At 62.9% G+C, this 19,207-nt stretch carries 16 protein-coding genes and 2 pseudogenes; 8 read left to right on the top strand and 10 right to left on the bottom strand.

What is annotated here, in order from left to right:
- The first annotated feature begins 71 nt into the window (after positions 1-71).
- From ACLH0I_RS14700 to ACLH0I_RS14675, 6 genes are all read left to right on the top strand, one after another.
- Positions 72-1,370, top strand: coding sequence for an NAD(P)/FAD-dependent oxidoreductase (locus tag ACLH0I_RS14700; RefSeq protein ID WP_411384565.1), 1,299 nt, complete (start codon positions 72-74; stop codon positions 1,368-1,370).
- A gap of 193 nt (positions 1,371-1,563) precedes the next feature.
- Positions 1,564-1,929: a cupin domain-containing protein gene (locus ACLH0I_RS14695; RefSeq protein ID WP_046065473.1), complete on the top strand. Its 366-nt coding sequence runs from the start codon at positions 1,564-1,566 to the stop codon at positions 1,927-1,929.
- A 51-nt stretch (positions 1,930-1,980) separates the two neighbouring features.
- Complete coding sequence (locus ACLH0I_RS14690) at positions 1,981-2,640, top strand: helix-turn-helix transcriptional regulator (RefSeq protein ID WP_411384564.1); 660 nt, start codon at positions 1,981-1,983, stop codon at positions 2,638-2,640.
- A 78-nt stretch (positions 2,641-2,718) separates the two neighbouring features.
- The gene (locus tag ACLH0I_RS14685) at positions 2,719-3,540 is read left to right on the top strand and encodes a molybdenum cofactor biosynthesis F family protein (RefSeq protein ID WP_411384563.1); all 822 of its coding nucleotides are present in this window, start codon (positions 2,719-2,721) and stop codon (positions 3,538-3,540) included.
- Positions 3,533-4,333: an SDR family NAD(P)-dependent oxidoreductase gene (locus ACLH0I_RS14680; protein WP_411384562.1), complete on the top strand. Its 801-nt coding sequence runs from the start codon at positions 3,533-3,535 to the stop codon at positions 4,331-4,333. The genes ACLH0I_RS14685 and ACLH0I_RS14680 overlap by 8 nt, the downstream gene beginning before the upstream one ends.
- Positions 4,326-5,093, top strand: a complete 768-nt coding sequence (locus tag ACLH0I_RS14675; RefSeq protein ID WP_250964135.1) for an SDR family oxidoreductase — start codon at positions 4,326-4,328, stop codon at positions 5,091-5,093. Before ACLH0I_RS14680 ends, ACLH0I_RS14675 begins: the two co-directional genes overlap by 8 nt.
- Positions 5,094-5,264: 171 nt before the next feature.
- Here the strand turns inward: ACLH0I_RS14675 and feaR are convergent, their stop codons facing one another.
- The 3 genes from feaR to ACLH0I_RS14660 form a co-directional block, all read right to left on the bottom strand.
- A complete protein-coding gene (gene feaR / locus ACLH0I_RS14670; RefSeq protein WP_186707401.1) occupies positions 5,265-6,227 on the bottom strand; it encodes a transcriptional regulator FeaR in 963 nt (320 codons plus the stop codon).
- Between the two features lie 123 nt (positions 6,228-6,350).
- Positions 6,351-6,971 carry a DUF3156 family protein gene (locus ACLH0I_RS14665; RefSeq protein ID WP_411384561.1) on the bottom strand — a complete coding sequence of 207 codons (621 nt, stop codon included), beginning with the start codon at positions 6,969-6,971 and terminating at the stop codon, positions 6,351-6,353.
- Positions 6,916-8,415: an APC family permease gene (locus tag ACLH0I_RS14660; RefSeq protein ID WP_250964138.1), complete on the bottom strand. Its 1,500-nt coding sequence runs from the start codon at positions 8,413-8,415 to the stop codon at positions 6,916-6,918. The genes ACLH0I_RS14665 and ACLH0I_RS14660 overlap by 56 nt, the downstream gene beginning before the upstream one ends.
- Before the next feature lie 292 nt (positions 8,416-8,707).
- Here ACLH0I_RS14660 and ACLH0I_RS14655 point away from each other — a divergent pair, with 292 nt between their 5' ends.
- Positions 8,708-10,036 (top strand): alginate export family protein, encoded by a 1,329-nt coding sequence (locus tag ACLH0I_RS14655; protein ID WP_411384560.1) that lies wholly within the window; start codon positions 8,708-8,710, stop codon positions 10,034-10,036.
- 133 nt (positions 10,037-10,169) lie between these two features.
- Here the strand turns inward: ACLH0I_RS14655 and ACLH0I_RS14650 are convergent.
- A pseudogene (locus ACLH0I_RS14650) lies at positions 10,170-10,361 on the bottom strand (methyl-accepting chemotaxis protein); the annotation flags it as partial.
- A 105-nt stretch (positions 10,362-10,466) separates the two neighbouring features.
- Positions 10,467-10,709: pseudogene (locus ACLH0I_RS14645) on the bottom strand (PAS domain-containing protein); the annotation flags it as partial.
- Positions 10,710-11,337: 628 nt separating this feature from the next.
- Between ACLH0I_RS14645 and ACLH0I_RS14640 the strand changes: the two are divergent.
- Entirely contained in the window at positions 11,338-12,825 is a 1,488-nt protein-coding gene (locus ACLH0I_RS14640; RefSeq protein ID WP_411384559.1) for an aldehyde dehydrogenase family protein, read from the top strand.
- A gap of 382 nt (positions 12,826-13,207) precedes the next feature.
- On the opposite strand, the gene ACLH0I_RS14635 is transcribed toward ACLH0I_RS14640, so the two are convergent.
- The 5 genes from ACLH0I_RS14635 to ACLH0I_RS14615 all read right to left on the bottom strand — a co-directional run bounded on the left by ACLH0I_RS14635 (position 13,208) and on the right by ACLH0I_RS14615 (position 19,066).
- A complete protein-coding gene (locus ACLH0I_RS14635; RefSeq protein ID WP_411384558.1) occupies positions 13,208-14,665 on the bottom strand; it encodes an amidase in 1,458 nt (485 codons plus the stop codon).
- A 17-nt stretch (positions 14,666-14,682) separates the two neighbouring features.
- Positions 14,683-15,939: an MFS transporter gene (locus ACLH0I_RS14630; RefSeq protein ID WP_411384557.1), complete on the bottom strand. Its 1,257-nt coding sequence runs from the start codon at positions 15,937-15,939 to the stop codon at positions 14,683-14,685.
- 12 nt (positions 15,940-15,951) lie between these two features.
- The gene (locus ACLH0I_RS14625; protein ID WP_411384556.1) at positions 15,952-16,884 is read right to left on the bottom strand and encodes a transporter; all 933 of its coding nucleotides are present in this window, start codon (positions 16,882-16,884) and stop codon (positions 15,952-15,954) included.
- A gap of 70 nt (positions 16,885-16,954) precedes the next feature.
- Positions 16,955-17,947, bottom strand: coding sequence for a helix-turn-helix domain-containing protein (locus tag ACLH0I_RS14620; RefSeq protein WP_411384555.1), 993 nt, complete (start codon positions 17,945-17,947; stop codon positions 16,955-16,957).
- A gap of 111 nt (positions 17,948-18,058) precedes the next feature.
- Positions 18,059-19,066 (bottom strand): ABC transporter substrate-binding protein, encoded by a 1,008-nt coding sequence (locus ACLH0I_RS14615; protein WP_411384554.1) that lies wholly within the window; start codon positions 19,064-19,066, stop codon positions 18,059-18,061.
- Positions 19,067-19,207: the final 141 nt, after the last annotated feature.

Raw genomic sequence — 19,207 nt, 5'->3', positions numbered from 1 at the left:
TAGGGCCATCCCTTGCCAAGCCTTGCGTAGACGTGGCAACGGCGTTTTCTTTCACTTTGTCAGGTTGCGTCATGATCACTATCGAAACGCCCACCTATTACACGGCCACCAAGAAATACAACCTCAGCTTCCCCACGTTGGAACAGGACGTGGACGCCGATGTCGTGATCATTGGCGGTGGTTTCTCCGGCATCAATACTGCGCTGGAACTTGCTGAAAAAGGCATCACCAACATCGTGGTGCTGGAGGCGCGTTACCTTGGGTTCGGCGGCACCGGGCGCAACGGCGGGCAGATCATGGCCGGCATCGGTCATGACCTGGAAAAGATCAAGAAGGACGTGGGTGAAGACGGCCTGCGCCAAGTCTTCGAGATCAGCGACCTGGGTGCCGACATCATCAAGGACCGCATCGCCAAGTACGCCATCGATGCCGATTTCTGCCACGGTTACGGCTACATGGGTTTCAACGCCCGCCAGGAAAAAACCCTGCGGGCCTGGGAAAAAGATTTCAAATCGATCAACAGCAAGCACGAGATCCGCTTCCTCGGCGGCTCCGACGTGCAGCAGATCATCGGTTCCAAAGCCTATGGCAGCGCCTTGCTGCACATGGGCGGCGGACACGTGCACTCGCTGAACCTGTTGCTGGGTGAAGCCAAGGCGGTGGTCAGCCACGGCGTGCGGATTTTCGAGAACAGCCCGGCCCTGGAAGTCAGCTATGGCGAGCGCATCACCGTGCGCACCGGGCGCGGCTCGGTCAGGGCCAGCAAGCTGCTTTGGGCCTGCGACAGTTTCCTCAACAAACTGGAACCGGAACTGCACCGCTCGACCATCAACACCTACGCCTTCCAGATGATGACCGAGCCGTTGTCGGACCAACTGATCCAGCGCATCAGCCCGATTCGCGGCGCCTACAGCGACATTCGCCCGGTGATCGACTATTACCGCGTCACCAACGAAAACCGCCTGCTGTTCGGTGCCGCGACGCCGTTGGTGGAACACATCCCCCAGGACCTCAAGGCCTGGAACCGGCGCCTGATGCTGAAAATCTTCCCGTACCTCAAGGACGTGAAGATCGACCTGGCGTGGGGTGGCCCGATGGCCTGCAGCCCGAACCTGTTCCCGCAGATCGGCACCCTGCCCGGGCGCAGCAACGCGTTTTTTGTCCAGGGCTACTCAGGCTTTGGCGTCACGCCGAGCCACATCATCTGCAAGGTGCTGGCCGAAGGCATGAGCGAAGGCTCGGCGCGCTACGACCTGGTCAGCTCGATCCACCGCCCGACCATTATTGGCAAAGACGCCATTCGCCCATTGTTGCTGACGGCCGGCAAGTCCTGGCACCAGCTGTCGGGCTACTGGAACGGCCGGCGCTGAAGGCCACGATGCCAGTCAGCCATGGGAAACCTTGTGGGAGCGAGCTTGCTCGCGAAGACGGTGCAACAGTCGACATCAATGCATCCTGGCCCACCGCTATCGCGAGCAAGCTCGCTCCCACAGGGTCCGGGGTTTGACTGACTGGTATTGGACACATCCACCTCTATTTTTTCAATCATCAGGAGTCACTGCCATGCCCCTTATCACCCTTGAAAAAGACATCCAGCTGTCCGACCTGGACGCCTGGGGCACCGTCGCCGATCTCGGCTCGCAGATTCTCGAAGGCGAGGTCAAGGCCTTCGGCAAGATGACCTTCGGCGCCCCCACCGACCCGGTCAGCAGCGCCTACTTCGGCACCACCCAAGGCAAGTTCCGGATGGTCTACCCCTTCGCCGAACAAGCCACCGTGGTCACCGGTGAAGTGGTCCTCACCGACGAGGCCACCGGCCAGAGCACCCGCTACAAGGCCGGCGACAGCTGGTTCGTGACCAAGGGCACGCCGGTGCTGTGGGAAGTGGTCAGCGAAAGTTTCGTCAAGCACTACTTCGCGGTAGCCTGACCGGACAGGGCTGCCGGCCCCACCGGCAGCCCATTTGCGAAGGTAGCGACCATGAACGTCATCCCGACCCAGGACATCGCCGGCCAGTGCCTGCACGCCTTCACCCAACTGGTCCCGGTCAGCCGGGCGGCGTTCTACTGCGTGGATCGACACCTGCAGGTCCATGACTTCAGCCTCCATGGGATGAGCGGCGAGATGCACCGCGACTACCTGGACAACTACCGCCAGTTCGACCCGCTGCACCCGCGCCGCTGTGCGCCCAGCGAACTGGCCGTGGTGCCGTTGGGCCTGGCGATGGCCCGCCAACCGCTGCGTGACAACCAGCGTTATCGCGACTTCCTGCAACGCTACGGCGTGGTCGACGTGGTGGAAGTCTTCGCCCATCGCAACGGTCAGCCGCAAGCGGCTATTTCGTTGCTTCGCACCGCCGAGCAAGGCATCTTCACCCCTCAGCAGTTGAGCCAACTCAGCGCGTTGCAGGCCTTGCTGCAACTGGCCGTGGCCCATTTGCCGGCCCATGAGGACGCGCTGGCCGACCTGACACCCAAGGAGCGCCAGATCGCCTGGCTGCTGCGCCAAGGCGTCAGCAACAAACAATTGGCCCGGGAACTGGAGGTGGGTTTGCCGACCATCAAGACTCACCTGATCCACCTCTTCCGCAAAGTCGGCGTGAGCAGCCGCACCGAGTTGGTCAGCGCGCTGTTCCTCTGATCAACCATTCGGTTGATAGGCCGCCGTTGCCCGGCGCCTCATGATCCGAGTGGTCAATTCAACCACCGGAGCCTTGCAATGAGCACATCTTCAGACTGGATCACCGTCGGCGCCCTGGCCGATGGCTTTGCCCCCGAAGCCTTCATCCTGCCCAACCTGGCCGACCTGGACGGCAAGACCTTCACCCTGCATTTCGCCAATGGCTGGCAGATCGAGCATCGCTTCGAGCAGGACACCCTGACCTGGAACGCCGCCGATGGGCACTCCAGCGGCACCGCGCCCTACCGGGCCACTTCGGTGCGCCCGGGCCTGTACCTGGTGGACTTCATCAAGCGCGAAGGCGAGCTGACGTCGTCGATAAGCCTGGTGCTCGATACCGCCAACGCCGCGTTCACCGCCGTGATCGGCCGCATGCCCAGCCAGGAGCAGACCGGCGAAGGTCTCTACCACCGCGCGTTGGCCGGCAAGCCACTGACCTCGGTTCAAGCGCAGTTCCTCCACGGCAGCCTCGATCGTCCCTGGCAACCTGGCCTGTGCCCGCACGCGCCAACCACCGAACTGGTGGGGCTGCGCAACCTGTATCGCTACAGTCCGAGCGAAGTCTACGAACACATTTACCTCAACGACCAGTTCTACTCCTGGCAGTGCCTGAAGGGCGTTGAACAAGGCCTGTGCGACACCGATCGCTGCGACACCTACAAGATCGCCGACCAGTTGTACCTCTTCGTCTGGCGGGAAAAGATCATCCCGACCCTGGGCCTGGTACTGATCGACCTGCAACAGCACCGCAGCGACGGCAAGATCTTCGGTTACGCCGGCGCGTCGTTCGATGAGTTTTCCAATTTCCCGGTCAGTTCCTACTGCCAAGTGCTCAATCAGACGGAGTATCCCGATGCCTGACTCACGCACCGTGGTGATCACCGGTGCCGGCACCGGCATCGGTGCCGCTTGCGCCCGGCTGTATGCCGGCGAAGGCGCCAACCTGGTGCTGATCGGCCGCCGCCGCGAGCCCCTGGAAGCACTCGCCGAGGACATTGGTGGCTTGGTATTGGTGGGCGATGCGGCCTGCCCGAGCACCTGGGACGGCTTCATCGAGCAGATTCACGCGCGTTACGGCCGACTCGACGTGTTGCTGGCCTGTGCCGGCGGCTTGGGTATGGGCAGCGCCACCGAGACTCAGCCATCGGCCTGGGAAGCCGCCCTGCGCAGCAATCTCGACAGCGCTTTCTATAGCGCCCGGGCGTGCCTGCCTCTGTTGCAGGAAAGTGCCGGCAACATCGTGCTGATCGCCTCCATCGCGTCATTGGCGGCAGGCCCCCACGTGTGCGGCTACACCACCGCCAAGCATGCGTTGCTCGGCCTCAATCGCTCCCTGGCCAGGGATTACGGGCCTCACGGCGTACGGGTCAATGCGGTCTGCCCAGGCTGGGTGCGCACGCCCATGGCCGATGAAGAGATGCAGGTATTGATGCAGTTCCATGGCGAAACGTTGCAGCAGGCTTACGACCGGGTCTGCGCCGACGTGCCGTTGCGCCGGCCGGCCAGTGCGGAGGAAATCGCCAACGTCTGCCGTTTCCTGGCCTCGCCTGATGCGTCGATCATCACCGGGGCGACGCTGGTGGCCGATGGCGGCTCCAGCATCGTCGACGTGCCGACCCTGGCCTTCAGCCGGATGGAGGCCCGCGATGCCTGACGATCTGGATTTCAGCGGCCAGACCGTACTGGTCACGGGCGGTGCCCAAGGTATAGGCCGGGCCATCGTTGAAGCGTTTGCCCTGCGCGGCGCTCGCGTGGTGATTGCCGACCTGGGCCTGGCCCGGGCCGAAGCAGTGGCCGGCGAATTGACCGCCGTGGGCTGTCAGGTACAAGCGGTGGCGGTTGACCTGGCCGACGCGACGGCGATCTTCGACATGATGACCGCGCTGGAACAACGCTTGGGGCGGCTGGATACCTTGGTGCACAACGCCGGGTATTTCCCGTTGACGCCGTTCGCCGAAATCACCCCGGCGATACTGGAACGAACGCTGGCGGTGAACCTGTCGGCGCTGTTCTGGCTGACCCAGGCCGCATTGCCGATGTTCCGGCGCCAGGGCCGAGGCTGCGTGCTGGTGACCTCCTCGGTCACCGGCCCGCGGGTGGCGTATCCGGGGCTCAGCCACTACGCGGCGTCCAAGGCCGGGGTCAATGGTTTCATTCGCAACGCCGCGCTGGAACTGGCGGCCGAGAATGTCCGCGTCAACGGGGTCGAACCGGGCATGATCGCCACACCGGCCATGGCCAACCTGGGCGACGACGAGGTCAACCAGGACATCGCCCGCCGGGTGCCGCTGGGTCGATTGGGCCAACCGAGCGACATCGCCGGGGCCATGTTGTACCTGGCGTCGAGCCTGGCTGGCTATGTGACTGGGCAGACGTTGGTGGTGGATGGGGGTTCGACTTTGCCGGAGGTTTGAACCTGTGTGGGGTAAGTCAGCTTGCGGTGAGGGTGGATGTACCACCGTCATCGCGAGCAAGCTCGCTCCCACCGTTTTTTCCGAGTTGTTCACAGCATCGGCGACCACCACCGATCCCCTGTGGGAGCGAGCTTGCTCGCGATAGCGATCGTCAAGCCAGCGACGCCTCCCTCAAGCCACCCCCTGCCCCACCTGCAAACGACTGGAACGAAACGCCTTGGGCGACTGCTCGAACTGCTTCTTGAACGAACGGCTGAAATGCGCCGAATCGGTGAAGCCCCACTTGTAGGCAATCGAGGTAATGGACTCGTCCCGCAGGAACGGGTTGATCAGGTCATCGGCGCTGCGCTTGAGCCGGGCTCGCTGGATGTAGCGGCACACGCTGTCATCCTGCTCTTCGAACAAACGATACAGATGCCGCACCGAAATATTCAGCCGATTGGCCAGGCCCACGGGGCTGAGGCCTGGCTGGGTAAGTGATTCGTCGATGACCTTCTGCACATAGCTGCGCAAATGGCTGCCCTGCAACGCCACCCCTTCGTCACGGCCATCGCTACCCTGTTCCAGGGCCGAGCCCAACAGCGAAACGAAGGCACTGTGCAAGGCTTCACCCTCGCCCGCCGCGCCCTCGCCGTCCGGTGTGTCCTTGCACAGTTGATCCATCAATACATGCAGCATCCGCCCACACGCCTTGCTGGACGAAACCTTGCCGAAGGTCTTGGTTTCCCCGCCCAGTTGCCGCGACACGTCCTGGCGAGACAAGGACAGCACCGCGTGCTCGATCAGGCCGAACGGGGTGATCTCAAGCGCGCCTGCCGAATCCATCAACAACAATTCACCGGGCGCCAACTGGATGCTCCGGCCGTTCTGGGTAATGCGGCAGTAGCCGCTGCGCTGGCTGACCAGGAGGCAATCCTGGTCATCATCATGATCGGCGTTGGGGGAGTGACGCTTGATGTTACCGGCATTGGTCCGCAGGTTGGCGAGGGCAAGGCCTCCCCGATGAAAATTCGACACTTCACCAATGAACAGCGCGCGATTGAAGGCCAGCTCGGTATCGAAGTGGCCGCAAGTCGCCCGCAGATCCCGGTTCCAGGTGTCCAGACCGTCCTGCCCAACCTGTTGCATGCTCATGGCATTCTCCGCAGTGGCTTTTTGTTTTTGTGCGGCAATAGTTAACATGTTATCTATATGCACGCAACAAGTACCTGATCGCCAGAGCCGTAGCAGGAATAATGCCAGGACAGCACAACAGAATCAGAGCGTTGCCAATACCCGCTGCAGGCCGCTCAAGGTCGCCAGCAGGACGCCGCGCTGCTCGCGGCTCAACGGGATATAACGACGAAAGGCCGGCATGCGATTGACCACTTCGCTACCGCCCATGTGTTCCAGGCGCACGCACCACTGGCGGCCCTGCAGATCGATGCGCAGCCGCTTGAAATCCAGCGGCATGAGGGCCTGATACAACACGCGGTCCTTCTCCACGGCCGCCTGCACCCTGGCCGCCAGGTCGCTGCGCCCGTCACGCTGCCGGCAACGAATGCCACTGCGCCGGACAGCCCCGCCGTGGTGCAACTCCAGGCGCGCAGTGCCCTCTCGGGAAGCAGGCACGCGTAGCACGAATTCGGTCATCACCAGGTGCATCAACAACTGCGATTCGGTGCGCTCGACAACTTCCAACTGCAAGCTGCCGTCGTCGGTGACTGCCGTGGCGACGGTCGGGCCTGTGACCTCGAATCGCGCCAATGCGAGGTTGCGCCGCACATGTTCCAAGGTCACCCCGGGCCGATAACCGGCCGGGGCGCGCTGGGCGCTGAATACCTCAGACAGCTTTTGCAGCAGGGTCGACAAACTCGCCCACAGGTTGCCCTGGCTCATGGGAAAACTCCTTGGCCAGTACGTCTTCCACCAACGCTGGCTTGAATGGATTGACCTTCTGCACCACCAGGGTCCAGAACAAGGCGTACGCCGCGGTGCCGCCGAGCATCACCGCGAAGGGCACGTAGATGTCCGCCGGATTCATGCCGGGCGGTGTGATGAACCACATGCCCAGCAGAATGCCGACACTGGACAGGATCTGCGGCAACGGGAACCACGGTGAGCGATAGGCCCGCGGCAGATCGGGGCGACGAATCCGCAGGCTGACCACCGACACGGTCACCAGCAGGTAGGCAAAACTCCAGGCGCACACCGCCGCCAACACCAGGTGCATGATGTTGTCGGGATTGCCGCCCAGCCACCACGCATGCAGGCAAGGAATCAGCATCGCCACCAAGATGCACAGCAACGGCGTCTTGAAGCGAGGATGCAAATAAGTGAAGACCTTCGGCAATGCGCCGTCCACCGCCATGCCGTAGAGAATCCGTGGCACGCCGGCCATCAGGGTGTTGATGGTCGCCGCACCGGCGAACAGAAAGCCGATGCCCAGCCACATCGGGCCGATATCGCCCATGACCTGTTCGGCGAACCGCGGAATCGCCATGGGGGTGTCCAGCAGATGCACGCCGCTGGTGGCATCGAGCAGCACGTTTTCCACCTGGCGCTTCATCGCCGCACCGTAGATGAACATGCAGGTGGCGACGCTGAACAAGCCCAGCATCATGGCCCGGGGCATGGTCCGGGCGGAATTGCGCAGGTCCGGTGCCAGGGGCGTGACGAATTCGCAGCCGACGAACATGAACATGGCCATGCCCACCAACGACAACACCGTGACCAGATCGGTGCCCACCACGGAGGCGCCGAACCAGCCCTCCAGCTCCACCGCCGGCGCGGCGATCAGGCCCAACACGCCGAACACCATCAGGGTGGTCCACATGCCGAATGTCAGGATGATCTCCGCCCGGCCAAAGGCGCTGACGCCGAACGCATTGAGCACCCCAAACACCACCACGAAGCCCACGCCCAGCAACCAGGAACCGCCCGCCGATTCGGCCAGGGTGTTGAGGTGCTCGAAGTTCACCAGGGCCATGACCCCGGCCAGGATGGTCTCGGCGGTGCCGGCGAACACATGGACAATCAGATAGGCCGACAAGGTGCCGGTAATCGCGAAGAAACGGCCCATGCCACAGTTGATGTAGTCATAGACCGAGCCGGTGGTGGGAAGAATCGACGCGGCCTCGGCGAACGTCGTCGCCTGGGCCAGCATCATCACCACGGCGATCAGCATCGCCATGGCAAAGGCGCTGCCGCCGATGCCAAAGCCCATGGTCGCGGTGAGAATCACGGGGCTTGCCATGATCAGGCCAATGGTGCTGGCCAACGCGGTGGGAAAACCCACCGAACCCCGGTTCAAGTGCTCGGTGAGCCTGTCATTGATCGACATGGTGCAAGGTCCTCGAAAGCGGATTTTTAGTATGGATGCCACAGCCGTCCAGGACCCGGCGATCATGCCTTCCCCAACCGGTCCCTGATCGAAACGGCGTTGCGTGCAGCCTTACTCTGCGCCGCCCCGCCCCAGGCGTCTTGCCCATGTCTGCCGGTGGTTTTGTTGCTGCCTGCCAACACCGCCACGCTGGCGGCCTGGGTCAACTCCTTGGCAGGCAGGTGAAAGACTTCCCCGGGGGCCGCTCCCTTTAATGCGCGCTCTGCTGTCCTATCACACTGGGGAATCCACCATGGAGCACACACGCCGTACACCTTTGCTGCGCAACGCCATCGGTTTGGGCATCGCCCTGCTGGTCGCCGACTCATCGGCCCAGGCCTATGAGCTTTACGCCGACGAAGACACTACCGTCACCGGTAACTTCCTGGCGGTCTACGGGCTGTTCAACAGCCGCAAGAACTATGACGGCACCACCGGTGGTTCGAGCTGGCGCGAAGGTTTCATCAAGTATGGCCTGAGTATCGACCAGACACTTGGCAGCCTGGGCAGTGTCTACGGGACGGCCAATCTGGTCAGCTCCGGCACTTGGGGCGATGGCGATGCGGCCGGCCTGAGCGACGGTTCCGAACGCACCACCAAGTTCGACGAAGCCTTTGCCGGCTGGCGCTCGGGGGACTTGTTCCCGGCATTGGGCAAGGACGGTGTCGATCTGTCCTACGGCCGCCAAGTGATTACCCTCGGCGACGGTTTCATCATCAATGACGATGGCCTGAACCTGGGCAAAGGCGTGGCCGATGGCGAACTCAACCGTGGCGGCGCCTATTACCTGGCGGCCCGGCATGCCTTCGACGAAACCGCCGTCGTACGCCTGGGCGGCAAGGACGGCGTGCATGGCAGCCTGATGTGGATCAAGTCCGACAACCGCGCCCAGGCCAACACTGAAATGGCCGCCGGCACCCTGGAATACACCGCCGCACCAGGCACCCTGGGACTGACCTATATCCATGGCCTCGATGTCGACGACCGCTACGCCAGCGATTTCCAGAAGCAACGCGACGGCATGGACATCTACAGCCTGCGTGGCGCCGGCAATGCCGGCATCGAAAATGCTCATTTCTCTTTCGAGTATGCCTGGCAGGACAAGGACGCGGGCCCGGAGAAGGCCTGGTACGCCGAAGCCGGCTACACCTTCGCCGACCTGCCCTGGACGCCGGACCTGACCTATCGCTACAGCCGCTATTCCAAGGATTGGGACTCGATGTTCAACGGCCAGAACCGTGGCTACGGCACCTGGTTCCAGGGTGAAGTGGCGGGCAACTACGCCGGGCCATTCAACAGCAACACCGCCATCCAGCACGTCGGCCTCAAGCTCAAGCCGGCGGAAAACGTGACCCTTGGCGCGCTGTTCTTCGACTACCAGACCCTGCACAGCCGCCATGCGCTGAACCTCGATGCCCGGGAGCTGGACCTGTACGTGGAATGGGCGGTGAATGAACACTTGATCGTCACGCCGCTGGTGGGTTTGTACACGCCTGAGAAGGATGCGGACAACGGGGGCAATCAGGTGGGCGGCAACGGCACCAACGTCTACAGCCAGTTGGTGGTGGCGGTTCCGTTCTAGACGACCGACGGTAGGAGCTGCCGTAGGCTGCGATCTTTTGATCTTTCGCTTTCGATGCAAGTGTCTTTGGGAAGATCGCAGCCTCGTTGCACTCGTCAGCTCCTACGGGATAGCGATTGGTCTGTTATCTGTGCTGATGCAACATGGTCTGGATCTGGTGGGTTGCCTGCCGGGTGCTTTGCGCCAGCTTGCGCACCTCATCGGCCACCACCGAGAAACCGCGCCCGACATCTCCGGCCCTGGCCGCCTCGATCGCGGCGTTCAAGGCGAGCAGATTGGTCTGGTCGGCAATGCCCTTGATCACCCCCACCACCGTGGCAATCTGGGCGTAGGTCACCTGGTTCTGTTCCAGCATGCGCTGGTGGGTGGACTGGGCCGAGCGCTCATCGCTGATATCACGCACCGCACCGATGACCCGCACCAGTTGGCCATGGGGGTCACGTACTGCCCGACCGCGCTCGCGGCACCAGATGTAATCCCGGCTCTTGTGACGCATGCGGTATTCGAAGACGTATTCGCCGCTGCCCTGGGAACCGAGAATCTCGCGGTCGAAAATGGCCATGATCTTCGGCAGGTCGTCCGGGTGGGTGATGCCGACCTGGGCATCCCAGCCGTCGGGCAGGTCGCCAGGACCGTACCCCAGCAGCGCACGGAACTGACTGGAAAAACGCATGCCACTGGCCGGGTGCTGGAGATCGCCATCGACCACGGTAATGTCCCAGCAGCCTTCCGTCAGGGTCGACTGCAGCAGTTCCCAGATCTGCGTGTCCTGCCGATGCTGATGCAACCGCTGGCAGTGTTCGTCCAGGCGAACTTCAAGCACCTGCTCCCGCTCGCGGGCTTGCTCCAGTTGCTGGCGAGCCAGGTTCAACTCATGCTCGCTTTGCTGCCAGCGCAAGGTTTGCGCTTGCACTTGTGCCTCGGCCTGGTGCAACTGCGCGGCAACGCTCGCCATTTGCCCCGCATACTGTTCAAGGACCATCCGCAGTGGCGGATACGCGTCGAGCATCGGCGTGGCCTCCGTTTCGCCGGCCAGCACACGCTGCACCTGTTCGATCAGCGCCAATTTCTGTTTGTTGGTCTGGAGAAACATCGCCCACCCCTTTGCCCATCAATTCGAAACCGAATCTGATCGCAAACCGGCCAGGCTGGCTTGTCCCTGGCTGCACAGGGCCTTGCTCCTGGCTGCCAATCGCTCGGGCTGGCAGCCACAGACATACCGCGCGGCAGGCACAGTCAAGCCGGGCGGTGGCGCCGGGATTACCCTCGGGCTTTCCCTTGTTCGCGATCAGGAAACCCTCATGAGCGATATTGCCCTGCTGCCTCAGGTCGAAGCCTTCCTCGCTAGACATCACGCCCTGTTCATCGACGGTGGCTACGTCGAAAGCCAGAGCCGCCAGACGTTGGACGTCGTCAACCCCGCCACCGGCCAAGTCATCGCCCAGGTCAGCGACGCCGCCCCCGGCGACATCGATGGGGCGGTGGAATCGTCCCGTCGCGGCTTCAAGCAGTGGTCGCAAACCGCGCCAGCGGTCCGCGGCCATGTGCTGCTCAAGTTGGCGGACCTGTTGGAGCGCAACCGTGAGGAACTGGCGCAGATCGAAACCTGCCAGTCGGGGAAGATCATCCACATCTCCCGGGCCTTCGAAGTCGACCAGGCCGCGCACTTCCTGCGTTACTACGCCGGCTGGGCGACCAAGATCGGTGGCGAGACGATCACCCCCTCGTTGCCGTCCTTCGCCGGCGAACGCTACACCGCGTTCACCTTGCGTGAACCGGTCGGGGTGGTGGTCGGTATCGTGCCGTGGAATTTTTCCACCATGATCGCCATCTGGAAACTGGCCTCGGCCCTGGTCACCGGCTGCAGCATCATTATCAAGCCCAGCGAGTTCACCCCACTGACCATCCTGCGCATCGCTGAACTGGCCATGGAAGCCGGGCTGCCGGCCGGTGCCCTGAACGTGTTGACCGGTGGCGGCCAGGTGGGCAAAGGACTGATCGAACATCCTGGGACCAATAAGGTGTCATTCACCGGTTCCGTGCCCACCGGCCTGGCGGTGGGCCAGGCGGCCATGGGCGCCGGGTTGACCCGTGCGACCTTGGAACTGGGCGGGAAGAATGCCGCGGGGTTCCTGCGTGATATCGACCCCGAGGTGGCGGTCAACGGCATCATCGAGGCGGGCTTCCTGCATTCGGGACAAATCTGCGCGGCGGCGGAACGGTTCTTTGTCCATCGCTCGCAGATCGAGTCGATCATGGACAAACTGGCCCAGCGCTTGAGTAAGCTCACCATTGGCTCGCCCCTGGACGAACGCACCGAATTCGGCCCGGTGACCAACCGCCAGCACCAGCACAAACTCGGGGATTTCTTCGCCAAGGCCCGCGCGCAGAACAACACCATCGTCCACGGCGGCAAGCTGATCGAGGGGCCGGGTTGCTACGTCGAGCCGACCATCATCCTCGCCAACCGCCGCGACGACAGCCTGCTCAACGAAGAAACCTTCGGCCCGATCGCCACGTTTTTCCCTTACGACACAGAGGAAGAACTGCTGGAACTGATGAACGACACGCCCTACGGCCTCAGCGCCAGCCTCTGGACCAATGACCTGGGCAAGGCCCTGCGCATGGTTCCCGCCATCGAAGCCGGCACCGTATGGGTAAACATGCACACCCTGCTCGACCCGGCCGTGCCCTTTGGCGGCAGCAAATCTTCCGGGATGGGCCGTGAATTTGGCAGTGCATTCATCGATGACTACACCGAACTGAAATCGGTGATGATCCGCTACTGAGCAACAAAAGGGCTCTGGAGCAACATCCCAGAGCCCAACCCACCCAAAGCCCCTTAGCGGACTGTGTACTGCTACTTACTTAAGAAAAATGATGGGCCCGTGGCGAGGGAGCTTGCTCCCGCTTGAGTGCGAAGCGCTCACAAAGGGGCCGCTGCGCAGCCCTGCGGGAGCAAGCTCCCTCGCCACAGGTTTGTCGGCGGCCTTAAACAAACAGTCCCCCTGTGGGAGCAAGCTCGGCTCCCACAGGGTAATGGGCTGCACAAATTCCGGGGTTCGCCACAAATCCCCCCTGTGGGAGCAAGCTTGCTCGCGATGGCGGAGGGTCAGTCAATGATGAGCCCTCTGCCCCAACGCCTTCGCAAGCAAGCCCACTCCCACCGTTTCACCGCCGGCAGGCGTTGACCGGCGGTACTCGGCCGCGCCAGGGTTGGGCGCGTTCCAGTTGGGCGGCCAGGGCCAGCAAGGTGTTTTCTTCACCAAAGCGCCCGGCGAAATGCGCGCCCATCGGCAAGCCATTGGCGTTCCAGGACAATGGCACCGACATCGCCGGCTGGCCGCTGGCATTGAACAGTGCAGTGAATGGCGAATAGCTGTGGTAGCGCTCGATCAGTTGGTCCAGGCTCATGCACACATCCTGCAGGTCCAGCTCGCCAATCCGCACCGGCTCGCGGGTCAGCACCGGGCTCAGGATCACGTCGTAATCCTGCATGAATACCGCCAACTGCCGACCGAGGGCATGAATCCATCCCACCGCCGCGGCATATTGGGCGCCGCTGACGTTGCCCTTGTCCCGCAAGATGATCCGGGTACGCACCTCCAGCTCTTCCGCCTGCACGGCAAACCCGCGCATCTGGCCCAACAGGTCGACATAGTGCCGAGAGCTGGCGCCAATGATGGTGAACACATAGTCGAAAAACTCCAGCAACCCCACCGGCAGGCTCACCGGTTCGACACGATGCCCCAACGCCTCGCACAACCGTGCCGCCTCGCCCACCGCCTGGAGGCTTTGCGGCGCGGTAGGCCAAGGGCCGAGCTGTTCGACCAGGGCAATGCGCAGCGGCTTGGGATCCGCCTGCACCGCCATCACATACGGCAACGCCTGGACCGGCGCGGCATAGGGCGCGCCCAGGTCCATCCCGGCGGTAGCATCCAGCAGTGCCGCACTGTCGCGTACTGACAGCGTGATCGCATGCGGCGTGCCCATCCCCGCCCAGCCCTCGCCCATTACCGGTCCCGACGGCATCAGCCCACGGCTGGGCTTGAACCCGAACACGCCACAACAGGACGCCGGCACGCGCAATGAACCGCCGCCGTCGTTGCCATGGGCGAACGGCACCACGCGGGCCGCCACCAACGCGGCGGCACCGCCGCTGGAGCCACCGGCACTGTGTGCAAGGCTCCAGGGGTTGCGGGTGGCACCGAAGCGCGCGGACTCGGTGGAATACGACGTGCCGAACTCAGGCGAGGTGCTGGTGCCCATCACCTGGCATCCGGCACGGCGCAGACGCGTCACGACTTCCGATTCGAAATCCGCCCGACAGTCGCCCAGCGCGCGCGAGCCGTTGGTCATCGCCGCGCCAAGCACCGGCGAGAACAGATCCTTGATCAAGGTCGGCACACCGGCCAGCAGGCCTTGGCCAACCTGTGGCGTGCGCGCCGCCTGCCGGGCCGAATCGTACAAGCGCTCGGCCACCGCATTGAGCTGTGGCTCGACCCGTTCCAGGCGCTCGATGGCGGTTTCCAGCAGTTCGCCGGGCTGGACTTCGCCACGCCTGACCCACTCGGCCAGCGCCGTGGCATCTTCACTGTCCATCAGTTGGTGAATGTCTTGCATACCCATGTTTCAGGTTCCTTATGTCACGACGATTGATGTGAGCCGACGGTGCTTGCTTGTCCCTGAGCCCTTCTCCGCAGGCCGACAACGACCCAGAGCAGCGCCAAGGCAAAACTGCTCAGGGCCAGCCACTGGATGGCGTGACGCAGGTCGCCGGCGAAGACAATGACCAAGGCCACCACCAGCGGACTGACGAATTGGCCGATGTACAGGCACGAGGTAAACCCGCCCATGCCCCGGCCGCGGGTGCTGGCGGTCAAGGCATTCATCACCGGCGCCATCACGTTGGGCACCAGCAACCCCGCCCCCAGGCCTTGGACGAACACCGCCACCAGCACGTCGTTGTAACTTTGCCCGCGCATCAGCAGCCACAGCCCCAGGCCCATCAGGCCGAGCAGCAGTGCGTTGCAACCGGCGATGCCGAAGCGGCGGCGCAGCAACGGCCACATCATCGAACCGCCCAAAGTCGCCAGCAGGCTCAGCCCGGCGGCCAGGCCGATCATGGTGCTAGAGGTGATGCCCAGGCTGACCAACAGCGTCGGCGCCTGGATCGGCATGACGAACGTCAGGACCATGCCGCCCAGGATCATCAGGTAGCCGGCCAGCAGTGGCAGCACGGCGACCTTGGCCGGCCCCGACTCGTCGACGCGTGGCTCGGTCAGGTGTGGCTTCGCCACCGGCGGTTCCCAGAGCACTTTCAGCATCGCCGGCACCAGCAGCAACGGCAGCAGATACAGCAGGAACGGCGCACGCCATGAATGCTCGCCGAGCACACCGCCCACCACGAAGAACAGCGCGCCCACCAGGCCGATAGTCACCACCTGGCGATTGACGTAGCGCAGCCGCTCCTCGCCCTGCCAATAGTCGGCGATCAGCGTCGCGCAGCAGGTCATCACCGCCGCCTCCGTGCAGCCGAATAACAGCCGCGCCCCCACAATCGAAGGCAGGCTATCGAGCAGTGCCGGCAACGCGCCGAGCAAGGCGTAGAGCACCGTGGCAATTACCAGCAAGGCCTTGCGTCCAACCTTGTCGGCCAACCAGCCCGCCAAAGGCGCGCACACGGCAATCGCCAGGGCCGGGCCGGTGATCGCCAACGGCACCAGCAGATCGGCCCGAGGTTCCAAGGGGCCGAATTCGGCGCCCAGCCTGGGCAGGATGGGCGTGACCATCACCGCGCCCATGATCGTCAGGCTGCTGCCCAACATCAGCACCCCGCCTTCGCGCCAACCGGCCTGGCGCGACGGGGTGGCCGCCGGTGAAACGGAATTTGATTGGTTCATGGCGAGCCTCTTTTAGAAACTGTGAGAAATACGCAGCGCCGTGGTGTAGCCCTCGGCGCGGTTTCGCGCATCGAGCTCCTTGTAGACATGCAGCCACACCGGGGGTATGCCGGGCTTGAAGTAGCTCACCGCCGGCCCGACCGCCAACACCCGGGCGCGATTGCCCGCTTCCAGGCCCGGCGCATCGTCGTCAGTGAATTGCCGGTAGTAAAAACCGCCCACGCCGACGGTCCATGGGCCGACGTGTTGGCCCACGGCGAATTCGTGACGGTACTCGACGCCATTCTTGTAGTCGGTGGCGTGGTTGCGCGTATTGATGTCGGCTTCGAAGCTCGAAGACACCTCGAAACCGCTGTCGGAGATGTACGTGGCGTTGAGGATCGGTGAGAAGGTCCAGTGGTTGAGACCCGGTGAGATCAAGCGATCCTTGTCGTAGTCGCCCGTGGGGGCCTGGATCTGGAACTGGGCGTTGACGAACAGGTTCGGCGACAAGGTCCACTGCAGGATCACCGGCAGCACCTGTATATCGGCCATGCGGAACAGATCGGCGTCCAGGTCCAGCGGCCCGACAGGGGTCTGCACCCGTACCGAGGCGTCCATCTGGAAGAACGGCACGACGGCGCCGAAGCCATACTTGGCGCCCAGCACGGTGTGATCGGTCATGTGCATGTAGGCGACGCCGAGGGACAAGATATCCAGGGACAAATTGTTGTCCACGGACTTGCCGTGACGATCCTTCTGCACGTTGGCCGAGTAGAACGCGGTGCGCAGGCCGACGGTGCCAAAGGGCGTGGCCGGCGGCATCATCCCCGCGCCGAAGTCGTAGACCCCGAACGCCGTGGTCGGCGCACCGTTTTCGGTGCCATGGGCAGCGCCACACGCACCGATCAGCCCCAAACTCAACCCAATACAGCGCCAGGCGTTTGCTTTTTTATTTTGATTCATCGAATGCCCCTCCAACCCTGTGGTGTTGGGGCCATCCTAGGGAGCCGGCCAGATCAGCCGTTATCCGTTTTCAGCACAGTTGGGTACGGCGCAGGGTTTGCGAAGGTGTCTCGCCGAACAGCACCCGATAATCGCTGGAAAACCGGCTCAAGTGCCAGAACCCCCAGCGTGCCGCCACCTCCTGCACACCTTGGGCATGGCCGCCGCTGCGCAGCTCACGGCGCACGGCATTGAGGCGCAACGCCCGCAGATAGGCCACGGGGTTGATACCCAGGGTCTCCTGGAAGCAATACTGCAGTTTGCGCCGGCTGGCACCAATGTGGTTGCACAGGTCGAGGATCGACAGCGGCTCATCGACATGGGCCAAGGCGTACTCCCGGGCGCGGTCGACCATGCGTTTGCGCGCCGTGGGGTTGAGCGGCGGCGCCTCGTCCGGCGCCACCAGTTCCAACAGGTGCAACATCACCGTGTCGCGCAGGCCACGGCGGATCGACTCGTAGCCGAGCAATGAGTCACGCCCCTGCTCGCCCCCTTCAAGCTCATCGAACAACGCCGCAAGCTCGGCGGGCAGCGTCGAGTCGCCGAGACGGTAACACTTGGGAAGATCGGTAATTCGAAAGCGACTGCCTTGGCGCTCCAGCACATGCTCCAACGCCTGCTCGTCGACGGCGACACCGAGCAGGTCCAGATGTTGGGGCGTGCGCAACTCAGGCAGGTTATGGCCACGAGCAACCAACAGGCTCGACTCGACAATCGGGTGTCCGGAGCAAAAGACCGGCCCGTCCGCACTCAGCGGCACGCTGAAAGTGATGGAGCCCTCCCAGGCCATGCCTTGCTTGGTCAGGGCCTGGTTAGAGCGGTCGCGCACCAGCTGCATCCACTCCGAGCGGAACTCGATCAATTCGCCGTCGAAGCGCCCGGGGGTCAACTGGTCATAGCAAACCTGCCAACCGCCCATGTTCCGGGCGTGCTCGTCGATGTCCGTGGTGCGAAACCGATTGATCGGCAGCATCGGAAACCCATCCGACGAGACCACGGGCTGCACCATGTTGTCATTGTTCATTGACCCGACCTTTGATGATTCCAGGGCATACGGGTCAAAGCTCAGGCAAGTTCCATTCCGCCCCGTGGGCCGGTGGTGCAATTGTGCCGAAAACGGATAAGCGGCCCGGGTTCAGCTGCCAGCGTCGGCATGGGCCTCTTCGAAGAAATAGTCCTTCCAGCTGTCGGCCTTGTTTTTCAGCACGCCCAGTTCATGCAGTTTCTCGGCATAGATGTAGGTGCGTTGCGGAACGACGGTGAAGTCGATTTCAGGGTCAGTGACGATTTTTTCCACCAGCGCCAGCGGCAACTTGGACTGCTCTACACGGATATAGGTCTGGGCCGCGGCCGGCTTGTCGGCCTTGATGATGCGTTGCGCCTCCACCAGGGCGTCGTAGAACGCCTTGTAGGTCTTGGGATTTTCGTCGTGGAATTTTTCCGTGGTGTAGAGCACGTTGAACGTCGCCGGCCCGCCCAGCACGTCATAAGAGCTGAGCACCTTGTGCACGTTGGGGCTTTGCAGTGCCTGGTACTGGAACGGTGGGCTGGAGAAGTGCGAATTGATTTCCGACTGACCGGCGATCAGCGCCGCCGTTGCATCGGGGTGCGGAAGGCTGACCGAGATATCATCGAACTTCTTGAAGTGATCGTTCCCGAACACCTTGGCGGTTTCGATCTGCAACGTGCGCGACTGGAACCCGACGCCCGCCGCCGGGACGGCGATCCGGTCCTTGTCGGTGAAGTCCTTGAGGCTCTTCACGTTCGGGTTGTTGGTCAACAGATAGTTGGGCATCGACCCCAGCGAGGCGATGGCCTTGACGTTCTGCTTGCCGCGGCTCCGATCCCAGATCGTCAGCATCGGCGGAACGCCCGCCGACACCACATCCAGGGCGCCGGTCAGCAAGGCTTCGTTCATCGCCGTCGCGCCGGAAATGCTGTTCCAGTCCACTTTGATATCCAGGCCTTGAGCCTTGCCGTGCTTCTCGATGAGCTGCTGGTCGCGGACCACATCGAGGATCAGGTAGCCGATACCGAATTGCTGGGCGATGCTGATCTTGCCTTCGGCGTGGGCCAAGGGGTTGAGCAGCGCCGTCGCCGCCAGGGAAACCAACAAGGTGAGCGCAGAACGCTTGAAAGCCATGGTCTGGTGAACCTCACAGTAAATAGACAAGACGATCACGACTTTAAAGCTATAAGAATATTAATTTAAATACCTAAATAGCATATCAATAGCACCTGAATGTTCGACATGCGGCCCCATGAATTCGCACTCACGAGCGCG

It is taken from the genome of Pseudomonas sp. MPB03 (assembly GCF_046605385.1).
Taxonomy (GTDB): domain Bacteria; phylum Pseudomonadota; class Gammaproteobacteria; order Pseudomonadales; family Pseudomonadaceae; genus Aquipseudomonas; species Aquipseudomonas zanjanensis.
The sequence above is the reverse complement of the archived record's forward strand: the minus strand, read 5'-3'. Positions and strand labels throughout refer to the sequence as shown.